This is a genomic window from Providencia sp. PROV114, from assembly GCF_032704305.1.
Classification (GTDB): domain Bacteria; phylum Pseudomonadota; class Gammaproteobacteria; order Enterobacterales; family Enterobacteriaceae; genus Providencia; species Providencia rettgeri.
This window is the reverse complement of sequence record NZ_CP120528.1, coordinates 3,819,991-3,837,403: the sequence shown is the minus strand read 5'-3', so window position 1 is coordinate 3,837,403 and position 17,413 is coordinate 3,819,991. Positions and strand designations below refer to the sequence as shown.

Annotated in this window: 15 protein-coding genes; all 15 read left to right on the top strand. The window is 43.3% G+C overall.

All coding sequences use genetic code 11. The features are described from left to right. Positions 1 to 36: 36 nt before the first annotated feature. Entirely contained in the window at positions 37 to 723 is a 687-nt protein-coding gene (locus tag P3L37_RS17230) for a thiol:disulfide interchange protein DsbA/DsbL (protein ID WP_227024193.1), read from the top strand. After that, on the top strand, positions 720 to 1,676 hold the full coding sequence (locus P3L37_RS17225) for an ABC transporter (RefSeq protein ID WP_110731620.1): 957 nt from the start codon (positions 720 to 722) through the stop codon (positions 1,674 to 1,676). The genes P3L37_RS17230 and P3L37_RS17225 overlap by 4 nt, the downstream gene beginning before the upstream one ends. Before the next feature lie 6 nt (positions 1,677 to 1,682). Next, on the top strand, positions 1,683 to 3,887 hold the full coding sequence (locus tag P3L37_RS17220) for a peptidase domain-containing ABC transporter (protein WP_109912779.1): 2,205 nt from the start codon (positions 1,683 to 1,685) through the stop codon (positions 3,885 to 3,887). Continuing rightward, positions 3,884 to 5,065: an efflux RND transporter periplasmic adaptor subunit gene (locus tag P3L37_RS17215; protein ID WP_004907670.1), complete on the top strand. Its 1,182-nt coding sequence runs from the start codon at positions 3,884 to 3,886 to the stop codon at positions 5,063 to 5,065. Before P3L37_RS17220 ends, P3L37_RS17215 begins: the two co-directional genes overlap by 4 nt. Further along, positions 5,065 to 7,038, top strand: coding sequence for an ABC transporter permease (locus P3L37_RS17210; protein WP_109912778.1), 1,974 nt, complete (start codon positions 5,065 to 5,067; stop codon positions 7,036 to 7,038). Before P3L37_RS17215 ends, P3L37_RS17210 begins: the two co-directional genes overlap by 1 nt. Positions 7,039 to 7,040: 2 nt before the next feature. After that, positions 7,041 to 8,453 carry an efflux transporter outer membrane subunit gene (locus P3L37_RS17205; protein ID WP_110732264.1) on the top strand — a complete coding sequence of 471 codons (1,413 nt, stop codon included), beginning with the start codon at positions 7,041 to 7,043 and terminating at the stop codon, positions 8,451 to 8,453. After that, a complete protein-coding gene (locus P3L37_RS17200; RefSeq protein WP_109912777.1) occupies positions 8,450 to 9,703 on the top strand; it encodes a beta-ketoacyl-[acyl-carrier-protein] synthase family protein in 1,254 nt (417 codons plus the stop codon). The genes P3L37_RS17205 and P3L37_RS17200 overlap by 4 nt, the downstream gene beginning before the upstream one ends. After that, positions 9,700 to 10,509 (top strand): MaoC family dehydratase, encoded by an 810-nt coding sequence (locus P3L37_RS17195; RefSeq protein ID WP_109912776.1) that lies wholly within the window; start codon positions 9,700 to 9,702, stop codon positions 10,507 to 10,509. The genes P3L37_RS17200 and P3L37_RS17195 overlap by 4 nt, the downstream gene beginning before the upstream one ends. Before the next feature lie 19 nt (positions 10,510 to 10,528). Then, a complete protein-coding gene (locus tag P3L37_RS17190; protein ID WP_004907686.1) occupies positions 10,529 to 10,780 on the top strand; it encodes an acyl carrier protein in 252 nt (83 codons plus the stop codon). Position 10,781: 1 nt separating this feature from the next. Then, entirely contained in the window at positions 10,782 to 11,522 is a 741-nt protein-coding gene (locus tag P3L37_RS17185; RefSeq protein WP_004907691.1) for an SDR family NAD(P)-dependent oxidoreductase, read from the top strand. 408 nt (positions 11,523 to 11,930) lie between these two features. Then, positions 11,931 to 14,375 (top strand): DMSO/selenate family reductase complex A subunit, encoded by a 2,445-nt coding sequence (locus tag P3L37_RS17180; protein WP_109912774.1) that lies wholly within the window; start codon positions 11,931 to 11,933, stop codon positions 14,373 to 14,375. A gap of 11 nt (positions 14,376 to 14,386) precedes the next feature. Then, a complete protein-coding gene (locus tag P3L37_RS17175) occupies positions 14,387 to 15,004 on the top strand; it encodes a DMSO/selenate family reductase complex B subunit (protein ID WP_004907698.1) in 618 nt (205 codons plus the stop codon). 1 nt (position 15,005) lies between these two features. Further along, entirely contained in the window at positions 15,006 to 15,857 is an 852-nt protein-coding gene (locus P3L37_RS17170; protein WP_110731621.1) for a DmsC/YnfH family molybdoenzyme membrane anchor subunit, read from the top strand. Between the two features lie 61 nt (positions 15,858 to 15,918). After that, positions 15,919 to 16,557: a Tat proofreading chaperone DmsD gene (gene dmsD, locus P3L37_RS17165; RefSeq protein WP_109912771.1), complete on the top strand. Its 639-nt coding sequence runs from the start codon at positions 15,919 to 15,921 to the stop codon at positions 16,555 to 16,557. Positions 16,558 to 16,666: 109 nt separating this feature from the next. After that, positions 16,667 to 17,413, top strand: coding sequence for a GntR family transcriptional regulator (locus tag P3L37_RS17160; protein WP_004907708.1), 747 nt, complete (start codon positions 16,667 to 16,669; stop codon positions 17,411 to 17,413).

Here is a 17,413-nt window from a genome sequence, read left to right as displayed (position 1 = left end):
CCATGTATTTTTCGTACCGGAATGGAATTAACTGTTATGAATACTCGTTTTAAACCAATAACTATTACACTTTATACTCTATTTGTTATTATCGCTTCTTCACTCATGACGGTTTTGTTCTATCATATTTTTGTTTTTAATACTTTCTCAAATGATGATGCACAAAGCTCTTCTTTTATTGAATTTAATAATGAACAAGTTCTATTGAGTCCAATAAAAGAAAATAACAGCATCATAGAAGTCCTTTCTTATGGTTGCCATTATTGTGCCGTAAATCATGATAATGTCAGTCAATTCGAAAAAACACTCCCTGAGAACGTCAACTTTAAAGTCGTGCATTTAGCCATGGATAATAATATGGGGCTTGCTGCCTATGCGCCTATTTTTGCGACATTGGAAGAGATGGGGGTGGAATCTCAATACCGTCAGGATCTTTATACCGCAGTTATCAATGATAAGCTTGATTTAGCTAATAAAGATGTCTTAAACCAATGGTTAAAACAGCACAATGTTGATTCAACCCAATACCTAAAAACCAGTGAGAGCCAAGCGGTTCAAGAACGCCTGAAAAACATGCTTGAAATTAGCAAGTTTTATCAAATTACTGGAACACCTGCATTTATTATCAATAAACGCTATGTCGTCTATCAAGACCGTGATTTTGCAGACTTTACTGCTTATATGCTTGAGTTATTAGACAAAAGCAATAAGGAGTTACGGTGATCCGGTTTTGCATTGTCTGGACGGTATTTACAGTGAAAAACTGTTTGATGCCGTTTAAAAAAGGATATCAAAAACTTAATCATAGTGGACTTGCCTTTTTACGGTTGTTATTGCGCCGAGGCTATATCACATCGGTATTATTTGTCTCCAATTTATTATGTCGCGTCGGCTTATTAGGTCGTCAATATCGTAATCGGAATAAAGTCGCCACGGAAAACTTTCGTAGTTTAATGGAAACGAAAGGGCATATTGATATGAGCTGGATAGCTGTTCGACGCTTCATTTTGGAAGAGGCAGCCACATGGGGACAAAACCAAAAAATCATGGCGCAAGTTCGAGTTTGTACCCTTGAACTTGATAGCGTCGTTGCGCCTTTGCACCAACAAAATAACCCCGTTGTACTTGCTCCATTGCATATGGTTTCTGATGTTTTAGCTACCATGGTTGGCGCGGGGGTGACTCCAGGCAATGCGACGGTGGTGGTTTCGTCGAGTGCAGAACAGCAGAAGTATAACGCCTCGGCACGTGAGTTAGGGCAGGTGAATTTATCGTATTGTTCTATTCATCAAGGGAATAAAGTATTAGCTAGCCAGTTAATGACTGCGATGACAGAAGCGGCGACAGGGCAAAAGAATATAATTGTTTTTCCTGATATCACCCCTGATTACACGGTTCAAACAGAAGAAGGGGCGTCGAGCAAATTATCGTGCCATTTATTTAACCGTGCAGCAAAGCTGCACAATGGTGTAGTGCGTTTATCCAGTGCGATTTCTGCACAGGTGGTTTTTTATCATCTGTACTACCAAAACGGTTTAAAAATCAAGGTTTATCCGCCTGTTGCAGCAAAAGATGTTGCAACTCAAATGCCCGCCATCATTGAAAATGCGGTTCGTCATTATCCCAATGATTGGCTTTTATGGCATAGCCATTCACTTTATTTTATTAGCCATTAAATAATAATGAAAAATATTATTCCAAATTTTGTTTCTCAAGAAGAAACCAATGAATGTGGCTTAGCATGTATTGCGATGTTAGCACAAACTCAAGGTCTCAATGTTTCTCTTGAAACGCTGCGAGAGGTGTATCCAGCATCGGATCATGGAACTTCTTTGATTGACCTTTCGTCCATTTTAGCTAATTACGGTGTTGCGACGACACCAGTGCTATTTGAGCACCAAGAGCTCAATAGCTTACCACTTCCCGCTATTTTACATTACGGAGCAAGCCATTTTGTACTGCTTGCTTATCGCAAAGGAAATAACGTGTGCGTGATGAACCCTGCAATTGGGCAGCAGTGGTTACCTTTCTCTGCATTAAAAGCGGAAATCAGCGGTTACGCATTAATTTTAGAACCAGATACTGCGCTGGAAAAAATTGAATCACTCGCACCAGAAGACAGAAATGATGGGACTACAGGGAAAAAAGCCCCTCATGCAATGAGTCTGAAAGAAACCTCAGAAATTCGTGGTGTTTATTGGTTGATGATATTCGCTTTTTTGGTTTCTTTAACGCTATTTTTAATGCCAGCAATGGTGAGCAATGCGATCAACCAAGCTTTTTCCGACGCTAAAAATGCCATTTTCCCTTACGGCTGGTTCATTGTTGCCTTTGTGGTTGCAACACTGTTAGCACTCGGCGTGAGAATACTAAGCGAGCGTTTCGTAAAACACTTTGTGTTGATTAAAAGCGGGGTGGGTTTTTCACGTTTATTGAGTAATCCATTGCGCTTTTTTGAAAAACGCGCCCCCGGGGATGTGTTTAGCCGTTTTGTTGCTTGGCAGGGGGCATTAACCGAAAAAATCGAGCTGGATAACGGGCTACGAACGGATTGGGTTATTTGTGCGATAGCATTAGGTACCATGTTTTGGATTGCGCCCGTATTAGCAGCTATTTCAGCTGCGGGTGTTACCGTGATGGGCTTAATTAGTGTATGGGCGATAATTCGTGATCGGTGGTATACCCAACAGTTACAGTTAAAATCAGCAGAATTAAATGACTTTTTTATGGAGACGCTGCAGGGCATTCTGACCATAAAAACAGCAGGGATAGAAAATCAGCGTAAGGCGCAATTTGCATGGTTAAGCCGTGAATTGTTTACCTGTATGCAACGCAGAAATGTGTATCAACAAATTAAAGATGGCATCTATCAATTAACCGGTAGTTTGGAGATGGTCATTTTTATGTTAGTGGTTTTACCCATGGTGGCCAATGAGTTAATTTCTTTGGGGGATTTCTTTGCTTATAGTTTCTTGCGTCAAATTTTCACCAATTATGTGACGCGTATTTTTTATGCGATTATCCATAAGTCGCAACTGCATATTATTGATACACGTGCCCATTCTTTATTCCCTAAGAAAAGTGAGCAGGACACCGCGCCATTCCACGAAAAACAAGCCGCAGTGCTAGGAAAAGCCCCTCACTTATCTTTCAATGGGATTCATTTCAGTTATGACCCTGCGAAACCGATTTTAAATAATGTGTCATTAGACTTACCTTCAGGTACGCAGGTTGCCATTGTTGGGGAGTCAGGAGCAGGAAAAAGCACATTATTACGGACAATCGCGGGTTTATTCAGTCCACAGCAAGGAGTATGCGAGTCCAACGGTGAGGTTGTCAGTGTGCAGCAGCTTACGCAATTGGTTTGCTTGCAAAGCCAAGAAGATATTTTATTTAATGCGACCGTCTTAGATAACATCACGCTATTTGACCCTAACTTCCGCGAAAAAGATAAAAAAAGAGTCGAAGTGTTGCTTGATAAACTGGCTCTCGGTGCAGTGATTAATCAATTACCTGGTGGGGTTAATGCGTTAATAAGAGAAAGCCATGCGGCGCTGTCACTTGGGCAACGTCAACGTTTGTTATTGGCTCGTTCGTTATACAGTGCCCGTCCTATTTTGTTATTGGATGAGCCCACCGCCAATTTGGATGAAGAAACGGCGAAAATAGTCATGGCGACCATTCAGTCACATTGCCAGAAAACAGGTAAGACATTGATTGTTGTCACTCACAGTGAAGAGCTGGCGGCTAATTTCGATGCACTTTACCGAATAGTTGATGGGAAATTAAGTCTTGAGAACAGCCCTAATAAAGCCCCTTGTGTGACAACAGGTACGCCTCAACCTGAACCTTCTTTGTTAGCGGCAATGGAAGGAACTCCCTCATGACCTCTCGCCACGTAGCACCAAAATTGGGTTTAACGACTCAACGATTACGCATTTTAGGTGGGTTGGTAGCACTACTTGTGCTGATCGTGGTGATCGGCCGTTTTGTTTGGCAATCACCCGCGCCAGCGTTGCATGAAAACGTAATTTTATCGGTGGAACGTGGCGATATTGAAAAAGTTGTCATGGTCACGGGGACATTAAAGCCCTCAATGCAAGTTAACGTAGGGGCTCAGGTTAACGGGCAAATCAAAAAACTGTATGTAAAACAAGGCGACAAAGTAGTTAAAGGGGAATTGTTGGCAGAAATCGACCCAACTATCCAGCAGTCTGAGCTCAAAAATGCAACCGCTCGGTTATCCAGTGCTCAGGCGCAAAAACGGGCTGCAGAAGCGACATTAATACAGTATATCAAAGCCTATCGGCGCCAAGTGGTGATGCAGAGAGATGGCTCTGGTATTCGCAGTGAATATGAACAAGCACAAGCCCAATATGAGGCGCAATTACAGCAGGTTAATGTCAATGAGGCGTTAATCACGCAATCAGAAATGGACGTGCAAACTGCACAAGCTAACCTCAATTTTACACGGATCATCGCGCCGATTAGTGGCGAAGTACTGGGTATTGTGGCGAACGAAGGGCAAACCATCGTTTCTTCACAGACAGCACCGACCATTTTAGTGCTGGCGAACCTAGATAAAATGCAGGTTCAGACACGAATTTCGGAAGCGGATATTCAAAAAATTCGCCCAGGTCAACCCCTCACATTCTATGTGATTGCGGACCCTGAAACGCACTACGAAAGTACCATGGGGTATGTTCAACCCATTCCTCCCGAAGCGCTTGATGAAAATAACAATAATTCTGGGGGGCAACAGAACAGTGCAATTTATTACAATGGAACATTTGAGGTCGATAACGCCGATCGTGCATTAAAGACATCAATGACAGCGCAAGTATTTATTCGTGTTGCACAAGCGAAAGATGCGTTACGACTCCCCGTTAGCGCACTGGGGCGAGCGGTAGGTGCAAACCAATATGAAGTGACCGTGATCAACAATGAAAAACCGGAAATTCGCACTATCAAAGTGGGGATTAATGATCGCCATTTCGTCGAAGTACTTGAGGGGATTAGCGAGGGTGAACACGTTGTTATTCAATCAGATAATGTGGCGAGTTAATGATGGCGACGACACGAAATGTATCTTTTACCCGCCCTCTGATTGAACTTCATCATGTTTACCGTGAGTTTTCAGCAGGTACGCAAACTATTCCTGTTTTGAATGATATTTCGCTATCAATTAACCAAGGAGAAATGGTCGCTATCATTGGCGCATCAGGTTCAGGTAAATCGACTCTGATGAATATCATTGGTTGTTTAGATAAGCCTTCTCAAGGAGAAGTGTTTATCAATGGGATTGCGGTTCATGAGGTGAACAGTGACCAACTGGCGGAATTACGTAGCCAATATCTTGGATTTATTTTTCAACGTTATCATCTGATGCCCTACCTGACTGCAGAGGAAAATATTGCTATCCCTGCTTTGTATACGGCAATGCCAGAAGATGAGCGGAGCGCACGAGTTGCTTTATTAGCAGAAAAGTTAGGGTTACAAACACGCTTGGATCACAAACCTTATCAGCTATCTGGTGGGCAACAGCAGCGTGTTAGTGTTTGTCGCGCCTTGGTCAATGGTGCACAAATAATTCTTGCAGATGAACCTACAGGGGCATTAGATAGCGCCAGTGGCCATGCATTGATGGATATTTTACATCAGCTTCATCTCGATGGGCACACTGTTGTGATTGTGACCCACGACCAAAATATCGCTCAGCAAACTCAGCGAATTATTGAAATTAGTGATGGAAAAATTGTTTCTGATAAGCAGAACCAAGCACAGACAGACACAAAACAACGGCACCAGCTTCCTTCTGTTGAAGATAATGGCCGTGCATCGGTGTGGCGCAATATTATTGAGTCCATTCGTATGGCATGGCGGGCCTTACTCGGTCATCGTATGCGTGCATTTTTGTCGATGTTGGGAATTATCATTGGTATTTCTTCTGTGGTGTCATCAATGGCCGTGGGGGAAGGTGCAAGACGCTCCATCATGGATGAAATCGGGAAGCTTGGTAGCACGACACTGGAAATTCGTCCCGGTACTGGGTGGGGGGCAAAGCGGCCTGATATGGAGCGTGCGTTATCGTTAAATGATGTTAAAAGCCTAAAGCAACTGCCATGGATTGAGTCTGTTTCTCCCGTCGCGAGTAGCATGACGATGGTCGTTAATAAAGGCTTGGATAACTCCATCATGCTTAATGGTGTTTCAGAAGAGTATTTTGCGGCACAAGGGTTTCAGCTTTTACATGGCAGTTTATTCAGTACGCTCGATATGGCTGACAGTGAGCCCGTTATTGTATTGGATGAAGGAAGCCGAGAAGTACTTTTTCAGCCAGAAGAAGAACCGTTAGGGCAAATTGTGCAGATTGGCCATTCACCATGGCGAATTATTGGTATTGCCCGTAAACCGGGGCCCAAAATGTCGAGTGGCTTTGTTATGGGATGGGTACCTTACTCATCGTTACAGCAACGTGTGGTCGGGGACAAACCTATTGAGTTTATTTCACTGCGCTTCCCTGAAAGCTTAACCTCTCAGCAAGCTGAATTACAGGTTGAGCGTTTGTTATTACGCGAACATGGTAAAAAGGACTTTTTTATTCAGTCGGATGACCAACTCGCCAATGCATTACAAAAAACATCCGATTCTATGTCATTACTGATCACTTCGATTGCCGCTATTTCCTTATTGGTTGGCGGCGTTGGGGTGATGAATATCATGTTGGTTTCTGTAACGGAACGAACTCATGAAATCGGGATCCGCCTTTCCGTCGGTGCGCGTCCTCAAGATATTATGAACCAATTTCTGATAGAAGCTGTGATGATTTGCTCGCTTGGCGGCTTAATTGGTATTGTCGGTTCATGGTTAACGGGGTGGATTTTCTCTTATTTCACCACTGAATTTACGATGGTGTTTACTCTGTTCCCTGTTTTATTAGCGTGCGGTTTCTCTGCTTTAATTGGTTTGGTTTTTGGTTATTTTCCTGCCCGTCGAGCTGCCAAACTCAACCCAACGGAGGCATTGGCACGCGAATGAATATCAAATCACTTTATATTATTTCTGCTTTATTTTTGCTTAATGGCTGCGGCAGTTTTACGCGTACCGAATACCAACGCCCTGAACTCACATTGCCTCAGAAGTGGGATGATAAAATACGCCAATCTGGTGCGAATGACGTGATTACGTCAGTGCAGGGGGGGAATGTTGCTGGAAATTGGTGGGATAAGTTTAAAGATCCTCAGCTATCCCAACTGATCAATCAGGTACTAGAAAATAATAATGATTTAGCTACCGCGGCAATTAAATTAAAGCTTGCGCGAAGTACTGCTGGGTTAGCAAATACCAATATAACCCCGGATTTCTCCCTTGGCGGCTCAGCAAGTAATACGAAATCCATTCGCCATGGTACTTCCCCTCAAGAAAGCTATAGCTCAAACCTAACCTTAAATTATGAAATCGATTTATGGGGAAAACTGGCACGTATTCGTGAAAAGAATGAGTGGGAAGCTATAGCAACCGAACAGGATTACCATGCAACAGCATTAGCGGTTATTAATACGACAGCACAATTATATTGGAATATTGCGCTGTTAAATCAACAGATTGATAACCTGATAGCAAGCCAAAAGATTGCAGAAAAAAGTCAGCAGCAAATTAAGTCATGGTATTTGGCAGGAAAAGTTAGCCAGCTGGATTTTTTACAATCACAGCAAACGGTGATTAGTCGAAAAAATGAATTGCGACGACTCATTAAAGAGCGTGATAGTTCCCGTAATGCATTAGCACTATTGTTAAACCGCCCTGCAGAGCAACATGTGCGTGAGCTTAGCGCACTTAATCGAAATCAACGGATTGAAATTCTTAACGCGACACCGTTGGCCGTATTAGCACAGCGGCCGGATATTCAAGCCGCCGAGTCACGTTTACGTTCCGCGCTTGCTGATTCTGACGCTGCTAAATTGAGCTTCTACCCGACACTGTCTTTGCAAGGTGCGCTTAATGCGGGTAGCCAGCTGTTTTCTCAATGGTTTAGTGACCCGACACGGGTTGTTGGGGGTTCGATTTCTTTGCCATTTATTCAGTGGAACACAGTGAAATTGACCATTGAACAATCCGACTTACAAGTGCAACAAGCTGCGGTGGCATTTCGTAGTGCGGCTTATACCGCCTTGTCAGAAGTCGATAATGCGATGGAGGCCCGTTTTGCCGCGGATGAAATTCGTCAGCAATTGCAACAGTCATTATCACTTAGCCAGCAGCGACTAAAACTAACCAACAGCCGTTACAGAGCCGGTGCTGTGGATTATCAAACGCTGCTTAATGCGCAAGATGACCTTTTAACTATTGAGAACTCATTAGCGCAAAATCAATACGATTATCTTTATGCAACGCTACAACTTTGGCTAGCACAAGGTGGCGGTAACGCTCGACAGGAGGACAACCCATTATGAACCAAAAATCTCACTTTAAACGCGTTGTTGTCACAGGCTATGGGGCTGTCACTCCTCTGGGTGATACGGCTTCGGCATGTTGGCAAGCAATTATGGATAAAAAGCTCGGTTATCGTTACGTTGATAAAACCGCGCAAAATATCCACAGTCATTTTTTAGGGCTTATTGATAATGAACCTAGCTTAAAAGGGGTTCCCGCGGCTATTCGTCGTCGTTTACCACGCCATACGCGTTTAGCCTTGGGGGCAGCGCGGGAAGCCATGGATATGGCCTTCGCAGGCACGCCATTAACTGATTTTTATGACCCACTGATGTGCGGTGTCATTATGGGAACAGGATGGGCAGGGCTTGATGAAAGTTATATGTCAGTAAGTGAATTTGAAGCGACAGGGATGACCTCGCCTTTCAACTGTTTTTATGCAATGCCAAATGTGACAACGGCGGCTTGCAGCCAGTTTTGGAATTTGCGTGGATATCAAAATACCACCATCGCGGCTTGTGCGACAGGCACTATTGCGATTGGTGATGCTTTTGAAGCGATTCGTCATGGACGAGCCGATATGATGCTCGCTGGTGCAGGGGAGTCCTTGCGGACAGATTGTGCTGTATGGAATATCGATGTTCTTGGTGCTTTAACACGTGAAGCGGAAGACCCGACTCGTGCCAGTTGCCCATTTAGCGCAGATCGCAGTGGTTTTGTCCTTTCTGAAGGTGCGGCCGTGTTGTGTTTAGAAGAGCGTGAGAGCGCTATTTCTCGTGGCGCCACCATTTTGGGCGAGATTACAGGGTATGCGAATTTTTCTGATGCCTTTGATTTTACATCACCAGCAGAAGATTGTGTTGCCCGAGTGAAAACCATTGAAATGGCTTTACAACAAGCGGGAGCTGCTCCTGAATCTCTCGATTATATCAATGCCCATGGAACCTCAACGGCTCTTAATGACTTAAATGAAACAGAATCATTGAAAAAGGCATTAGGTGCGGCAGCTTACCAAGTCCCAATATCCAGTACGAAATCCTATACGGGACATTTAATTGCCGCTGCTGGCAGCTTTGAAACCATTATTTGCTTGCAAGCGATGGCGCATGGTGTGATGCCTGCAACTGCGAACTTGCACCACTCGGACCCGCAATGTGACCTCGATTATATCCCTAATGAACACCGCATTGGTGAAGTTAAGCGTGCATTAAACCTAAGTTTTGGTTTTGGTGGGGCAAATGCGGCACTGATTTTAGAGAAAGCGTCATGAGGACTTTACGCTATACCCTTGAGGATGCAAAACAGTGGGCCTCATTTTCTGGTGATGATAACCCGATTCATTTCGACCTTGAATGGGTCAAAGCAAAGGGTGGAGATCAACTGAGTGTGCATGGCATGCGTGCATTACTCGATGTGAAACAATTCGCGAGTGAATCATTAAATCATCCATTATTGGCTTCAAAAGAGGTTACCGCCCCTGAGTTTATCAAATGTGTTGTGCGACTGCGTAATCCCCTGTGGAACGATAAAGATTATCAATTAGTTGCACGAAATAAAGCGGGGTCTGTAGCTTTACTTTCTTCTGATACACAACAAAATTGCTTAACTTGCCAATTGTCGAACAGTCCTCCACCTGTATTACATGAAATCGCCAATGAGATAACGATTTCGGCCGCAGAGATGGTGAAATTGCAGTCAATATTTTCTCAGTTTTCCAACGAAATGTATGAATGGCAGTTTATTGACGCAGTTTTGTTCTGGTACTTAATTCATGATAGCTCGTTATTTGAACAACAAGAGATCGCACAATGGCTGCCGGTCGGCTCAACATTGAAAGATATTTTTTGCCGTTATCCTATCGTACAAACCCATCAAGAGGTGGTGTTTGACCGTGAACTTCTGACTAAATGGGTTCCTATCACCTCTCCTGAGCCTATTTACCTACGTATTTTGCCGGCCTTAGTGATCGCCGATAGTGAGAGTGGTCGATTAGTGAGTATTAGTATCGCTGCTCGTTACAGAGAAAAAATAATAAATAATTCAATAACATTGAAAGTTAATTCAATAACTCAATAAGAATGCAAGGATAAAACAAATGAGCCAATATCAAGAAATTTATACCAAAATTAGTGACATGATCTGTGACGCAAAAGATTTAGAAGCAGAAGAGCTGAATGCGGAGATGACTTTAGTCCAGTTAGAGTTCGATAGCTTAGATTATGTTGAACTTATGGTGCTGGTTAAACGTGACTTTAATGTTGCTTTAGATGCGGAATTTTTCCTAGAACATCCAGAAATTTCGGTGAAAGCGTTGTGTGAACATATTGATAAGGAGTCGAAATCTTAAAATGGCAAATAATCAATGGATACTCGTGACGGGAGGAAGCCGAGGAATTGGACTTGCACTGGTTAGCGAATTGCGACGCCATTGGAATGTAGTTTTTACTGGGCGTAGCGTTGATGGTGTTAATGAAACTCAAGCGAATCTTGAAAACCCCGATTTAGATACATGGGTGAAAGGATCCCCGTGTGATGGTAAAAATGAAGCACAAGTTGATGCGCTTTCTAGCTCGTTATTGGAACAATTTGGAGCGCCTACGGCGATTATTCATAATGCAGGTATCACTAGGGATGCCTTACATATTCATCAAGATGCTGAAATCTGGCGAGATGTGCTAGAGAATAACGTCATTTCCGTGATGAATTGGCACCGTAAATTATTACCTGCCATGTTGATGGCGGGGAGTGGCTCAATCGTATTGATGTCATCAATTACAGGGTTAAAAGGCAATATTGGTCAAACAGCTTATGCGGCGAGCAAATCGGCGATGATGGGGTTGACGCGTTCATTGGCTCATGAGGTTGGGCGTTTTGGATTACGTGTGAATTGTATTGCTCCGGGGCTTATTGATAGTGATATGACCCGTGCAATGCCTGAAGCTAAATTAAAAGCTATGTGCCAAAACATCCCTTTACGTCGCTTAGGGCAACCTCAAGAAGTGGCAGAGCTAGTTGAATTTTTGATTGGTAATAATAGCCAGTACCTAACCGGGCAAACATTGGTCTTAGATGGTGGGTTAACGGCATAATCGACAGTTTAAGTGCTGTTAAAAGAAAAAAGTCACTAGATAAGGTTAGTTTCTATGTTTCCCCTTAAACGCTTTAGTCAATTTTCGTTTAAGGGGATTTTTTATGGATAGAGACTCGGAAATAAATGAAAAACAGTAAACTCAAGTTAAAGAAGAATGGAATTATATTTATTTCAATTTAATTCATAATTAAATATTAAAAATAATTATTTTAATTTTAGTCTGGCTTGAATGACTCGATATAACGTATCAAAACCACACAATTTGTATTGGATTGTTGATCGTGCACAATGCCCTACCAAGCCTCAGCGATAGAATGGTCTTTGAGAGTAGATAAATAAATTAAAGATAAAAATAAATTTCAGAAAACCATTTTAAAACGCTGAAGCAATGTAAAGTGAGGCAGATATGAGTAAAGCATTATCTGAGGGAGTACTCCAATCGGAGATCAGCCGCAGGAAGCTAATGCAAACCAGTACCGTCGGGGGACTCGCACTTGCAAGTGGAGCGCTAAGTTTACCTTTTAATAGTGTTGCTAATACCAGTGAAACCGCATCCAAAACAACCATACCTGAAGAGAAAATAGTTTGGAGCGCATGTACTGTTAACTGTGGGAGTCGCTGCCCACTGCGTATGCATGTGGTTGATGGTGAAATCAAATATGTCGAAACCGATAATACCGGAGATGATGTTTACGGCAATAATCACCAAGTTAAAGCCTGTTTACGTGGTCGCTCAATGCGCCGTCGTGTCTATAACCCTGACCGCTTGAAATACCCAATGTTGCGCGTTGGGGCGCGTGGTGAAGGTAAATTCAAACAAATCAGTTGGGATGAAGCCTACGATCTAATCAGTGGTAACCTAAAACGAATTATTGCCGATTATGGTAATGAAGCAGTGTATTTGAACTATGGTACTGGCACATTAGGTGGCACAGTCGCACGTTCATGGCCGCCAGCGAATTCACCCATCGCCCGTTTGATGAACTGTATGGGCGGCTATTTAAACCATTACGGAACCTACAGTACGGCACAAATCAGCTGTGCAATGCCGTATACCTATGGTAGCGGAGCGGGTAATAGCGTTTCCGATATCGAAAACTCAAAGCTGGTGGTTCTCTTCGGTAACAACCCTGCAGAAACCCGTATGAGCGGTGGTGGGATTACTTATCAATTAGAACAAGCTCGTGAGCGTTCTAATGCAAGAATGATAGTGATCGACCCGCGTTATACTGATACAGCAGCAGGGCGTGAAGATGAGTGGATCCCAATCCGCCCAGGAACAGACGCCGCATTAGTGGCAGGGATCGCCCATGTGTTGATCACTGAAGATATGGTTGATCAACCCTTCTTAGACCAATATTGTGTAGGTTATGATGAGAAAACCCTGCCAGCAGATGCCCCGAAAAACAGCCACTATAAAGCGTATATTTTAGGCCAAGGGGATGATGGCGTAGAAAAAACACCACAATGGGCTGCGCAGATTACCGGTATTCCGGCTGATAAAATCATTAAACTCGCGCGTGAAATCGGTTCTGCAAAACCTGCGTATATTAGCCAAGGTTGGGGGCCGCAACGTCATTCGAATGGTGAACAAACCGCACGTGCGATTGCGATGTTACCGATTTTAACCGGTAATGTTGGCATCAATGGTGGTAATACAGGGGCTCGTGAAGGGAATTATGATATTCCATTTGAGCGGATGCCAACGTTAGAAAACCCAGTCAAAGCAAGCATTTCCGTATTTTTATGGACTGATGCAATAGAGCGCGGCCCAGAAATGACCGCAACTCATGATGGCGTACGCGGCAAAGATAAACTGGATGTTCCGATTAAGTTTATTTGGAACTACGCCAGCAACAGCTTAATTAATCAACACTCTGATATTAATAAAACGCATGACATTCTTCAGGATGATAAAAAATGCGAAATGATAGTAGTGATTGATAACCATATGACCGCCTCAGCGAAATATGCGGATTTAGTCCTACCAGATTGCACCGCCTCTGAACAAATGGATTTTTGTTTGGATGGTGCCGCCAGTAATATGGGGTATGTCATTTTCGCCAGCCAAGCTATCGAACCGCGTTTTGAGAGTAAAACAGTGTATGAAATGTGTACACAAATTGCGCGTCGCATGGGCGTTGAAGAGAAATTCACCGAAGGGCGAACCCAAGAAGAGTGGCTACGCCATTTGTATGAAATCTCACGACAAAAGTTACCTGAGCTACCTGATTTTGAGACATTCCAGCAGCAAGGAATTTATAAAAAAATGGACCCGCAAGGGCATTTTGTAGCACACAAAGCCTTCCGTGAAGACCCTATTGGTAATCCATTAAATACCCCGTCAGGAAAGATTGAGATCTATTCATCTCGCTTAGCGGATATTGCGAAAACATGGACTCTAGCGGAAGGTGATTTGATATCAGCACTTCCAATGTATTCCCCAGGCTTTGAAAGCCATGATGATAAGCTCACCGAAAAATACCCACTGCAATTGAGTGGTTTTCACTATAAATCACGAGTTCACTCCACCTACGGTAACGTTGATGTGATCAAGGCGGCTTGTTTACAAGAGATGTGGATCAACCCTATTGATGCAAAACGTCGCAATATTAAAGATGGCGACATGGTGCGAATTTACAACGATAGAGGGGAAGTACAGATCACTGCCAAAGTGACTCCACGCATCATCCCAGGCGTTGTCGCAATGGGGGAAGGGGCTTGGTACGCACCTGATGAAAACAAGGTAGACCATGGTGGTAGCCTAAACGTCCTGACGACTCAACGCCCGTCACCGTTAGCGAAAGGTAATCCGCAACACAGTAATTTGGTTGAAGTGGCAAGGGTATAGGGGGATAAATCATGACAACACAATATGGTTTTTATATTGATTCCGCACGGTGTACGGGATGCAAAACATGTGAGTTAGCGTGTAAGGACTACAAAAATTTATCTCCTGCGGTGAATTTTAGGCGCATTTATGAATATGCAGGGGGAGATTGGCAAGAAGATAACGGTGTGTGGCATCAAAACGTATTTAGTTATTATTTGTCGATTTCATGCAACCACTGCGAAGACCCTGCTTGTGTCAAAGTGTGCCCAAGCGGCGCGATGCACAAACGTGAAGATGGCTTTGTCGTTGTAGATGAAAGCGTGTGTATTGGCTGCCGCTATTGTCATATGGCTTGCCCATATGGTGCACCGCAATTTGATAGCGAAAAAGGACATATGACCAAGTGCGATGGTTGCTATGAGCGTGTTGCAGTTGGTAAAAAACCGATTTGTGCCGAGTCTTGCCCATTGCGTGCATTAGACTTTGGCCCCATTGATGAATTACGTGAAAAACATGGCAATTTGGCCGAGATTGCGCCACTACCTGAAGCGCACTATACCAAGCCCAATCTTGTCATTAAACCAAATGCCAATAGTCGCCCTGTCAATGATACGACAGGCCATTTAGCCAATCCTCGGGAGGTATAACATGGGCAATGGATTACATGAATGGCCGCTAATTTTATTTACGGTATTAGGCCAAAGTATTGCAGGTGGTGTGATTGTAACGGGGCTTGCATGGTTATCGACAGACGATAAACCCCAAAAACAGCGTATTGTGAATGCGATGTTGGCATTATGGGTATTGATGGGCTTAGGTTTTCTCGCTTCTATGATGCATATGGGCTCACCGATGCGTGCATTTAACTCGATGAACCGTGTATTTGCCTCGTCACTGAGTAACGAAGTGTTATTCGGCTCTATTTTCTTTGCTTTAGGTGGCTTATGGTGGTTGTTATCCGCAATCAAAAAGATGCCAACAGGACTCGATAAGGTGTGGTTAATCATCACCATGTTGATGGGATTGCTATTTGTTTGGGCAATGACACGAGTTTATATGATAAGCACAGTACCGACATGGAACACGCCACATACCACTATCGGCTTCTTTATGACTCTGTTTGTTGTGGGGCCAATTTTAGGTACTTTACTATTACGAGTTGCTAAATTTCCATTTAATAGTGGTAAATTAGCGGCAATTAGTGTCGTTGCTTATATCGTGACTATTGCATCAGTACTACTGCAAAGTGGTGAGATTGCGCTTATCACCACCTCAGTACAGAAAGCTGTGGATTTAGTCCCTGACTTTGGTGTTTTACAAGTGGTACGTATCGTGGTGACAAGTGTTGGGCTGTTGTTATGGATTTTGCCTGTTGTGCGACAAAATCAGCCTTCGGTTTTGAGCTTACTTCTTGGTACCGTGCTGGTACTGGTTGGTGAATTTATCGGTCGTGGGCTATTCTATGGTTTACATATGACAGTCGGCATGGCTGTAGCTTAATTAGTAAACTTTCAGCGCAGGGTGTGATTTCCCTGCGCTGATAATTTCAGAGACAATCAATATGCAACAAGCGCACTTTCTTGAACACGTCGCAGTGACAGGGCGGGTTTTGGGATCTTTATTTTATTTCTCCCCAGAGAATGAAAACAATGCAGAAATTATCGCGATTTTACAGGAGCCGACTTGGCATAACGAATGGCCATTTGCTTTACCTTCCTTAGTAAAAATTAGCCAGCTTTTGCAATCCAGTGCTCAGGGGAATGAACCACTGAGTGAAGCATGGCAGCGCTTGTTTATTGGGCCTTATGCTTTACCTGCTCCCCCTTGGGGTTCGGTTTGGCTAGATAAAGAAAAGATTGTTTTTGGCGACTCAACCGTTGAATTGCGTCAGTGGATGCGTATTAAAGGTGTTGAACCCGTAACGACACAAAAAGAGCCTGAAGACCACTTTGGGTTGATTTTGATGTTAGCGGCTTGGCTGGCTGAGCAAAATCGCAGAGCGGATTTAGAAGAGTTGCTCGCTTGGCACTTATTACCTTGGTCGGCACATTTTCTCGAAGTATTGATAGATTCGGCTAACAGCGATTTTTACCGCGCATTGGCGATATTATCGAAAGAAACACTGGATGGGTATCAACAGCAATTGACTTTACCTATATCAGAGAAAAACGTGTACCTCACCAGAAATAGTACCCTGTAGCATTCTGTTTTTCATTGGTAATAAATTTATCTAATTCAATTGCCTGCAATAAATCTATGGATAGTGGTACTATTGATTATTGCTGCGATTTTTAGGTGACTAACTCAATATGAATGATGCGCATTTATCTCTGATCCAACAACTTTGTACCCGTCTTGCTGAAATAGACAATACACCTTTGTATGTAAAATTTGCTGAAACGGTGAAATTTGCTGTGCGAACAGGGGTTTTGCATCAAGGTGATATGCTACCCAGTGAAAGGGAATTAGGTCAGCAGACAGGGGTGTCACGTATTACCGTTCGAAAAGCGTTAGAGCTACTTGAACAAGAAGGCGTTATCATTCGGTCACAAGGTTATGGCACCCAAATTAGTGATAAGTTTGAGTATTCACTCAAAGAAGCTAAAGGTTTTTCACAGCAAGTTGTTTTACTTGGAAAAAAACCAAACACACTTTGGGTCAATAAAAGTATCGTGCCTTGTTCACAGGAGGTGGCAGAGTCACTAGCGCTCCCCATCAATAGTAATGTATTTATGTTAAAACGTATTCGCTATGTGGATGAACAGCCGGTCTCTATTGAGGAGTCATATGTTCCTATTGGGCTGATTGGTGATGTCGATGATATTGGCTTATCTTTGTACGATTATTTTCGCAGCCAAAATATTTATCCTACACGAACAAAGAGCAAGGTGAGTGCTCGAATGCCTGATGAAGACTTCCAAACGCACATTAAATTGGAAAAGACCGTACCTATTTTAGTGATTAAGCAGGTGGCTTTCGACCATAAAAATGTGCCCATTGAATACAGTTTTAATCAGTGTCGCAGTGATATGTATGTATTTGTCTCTGAAGAGTAA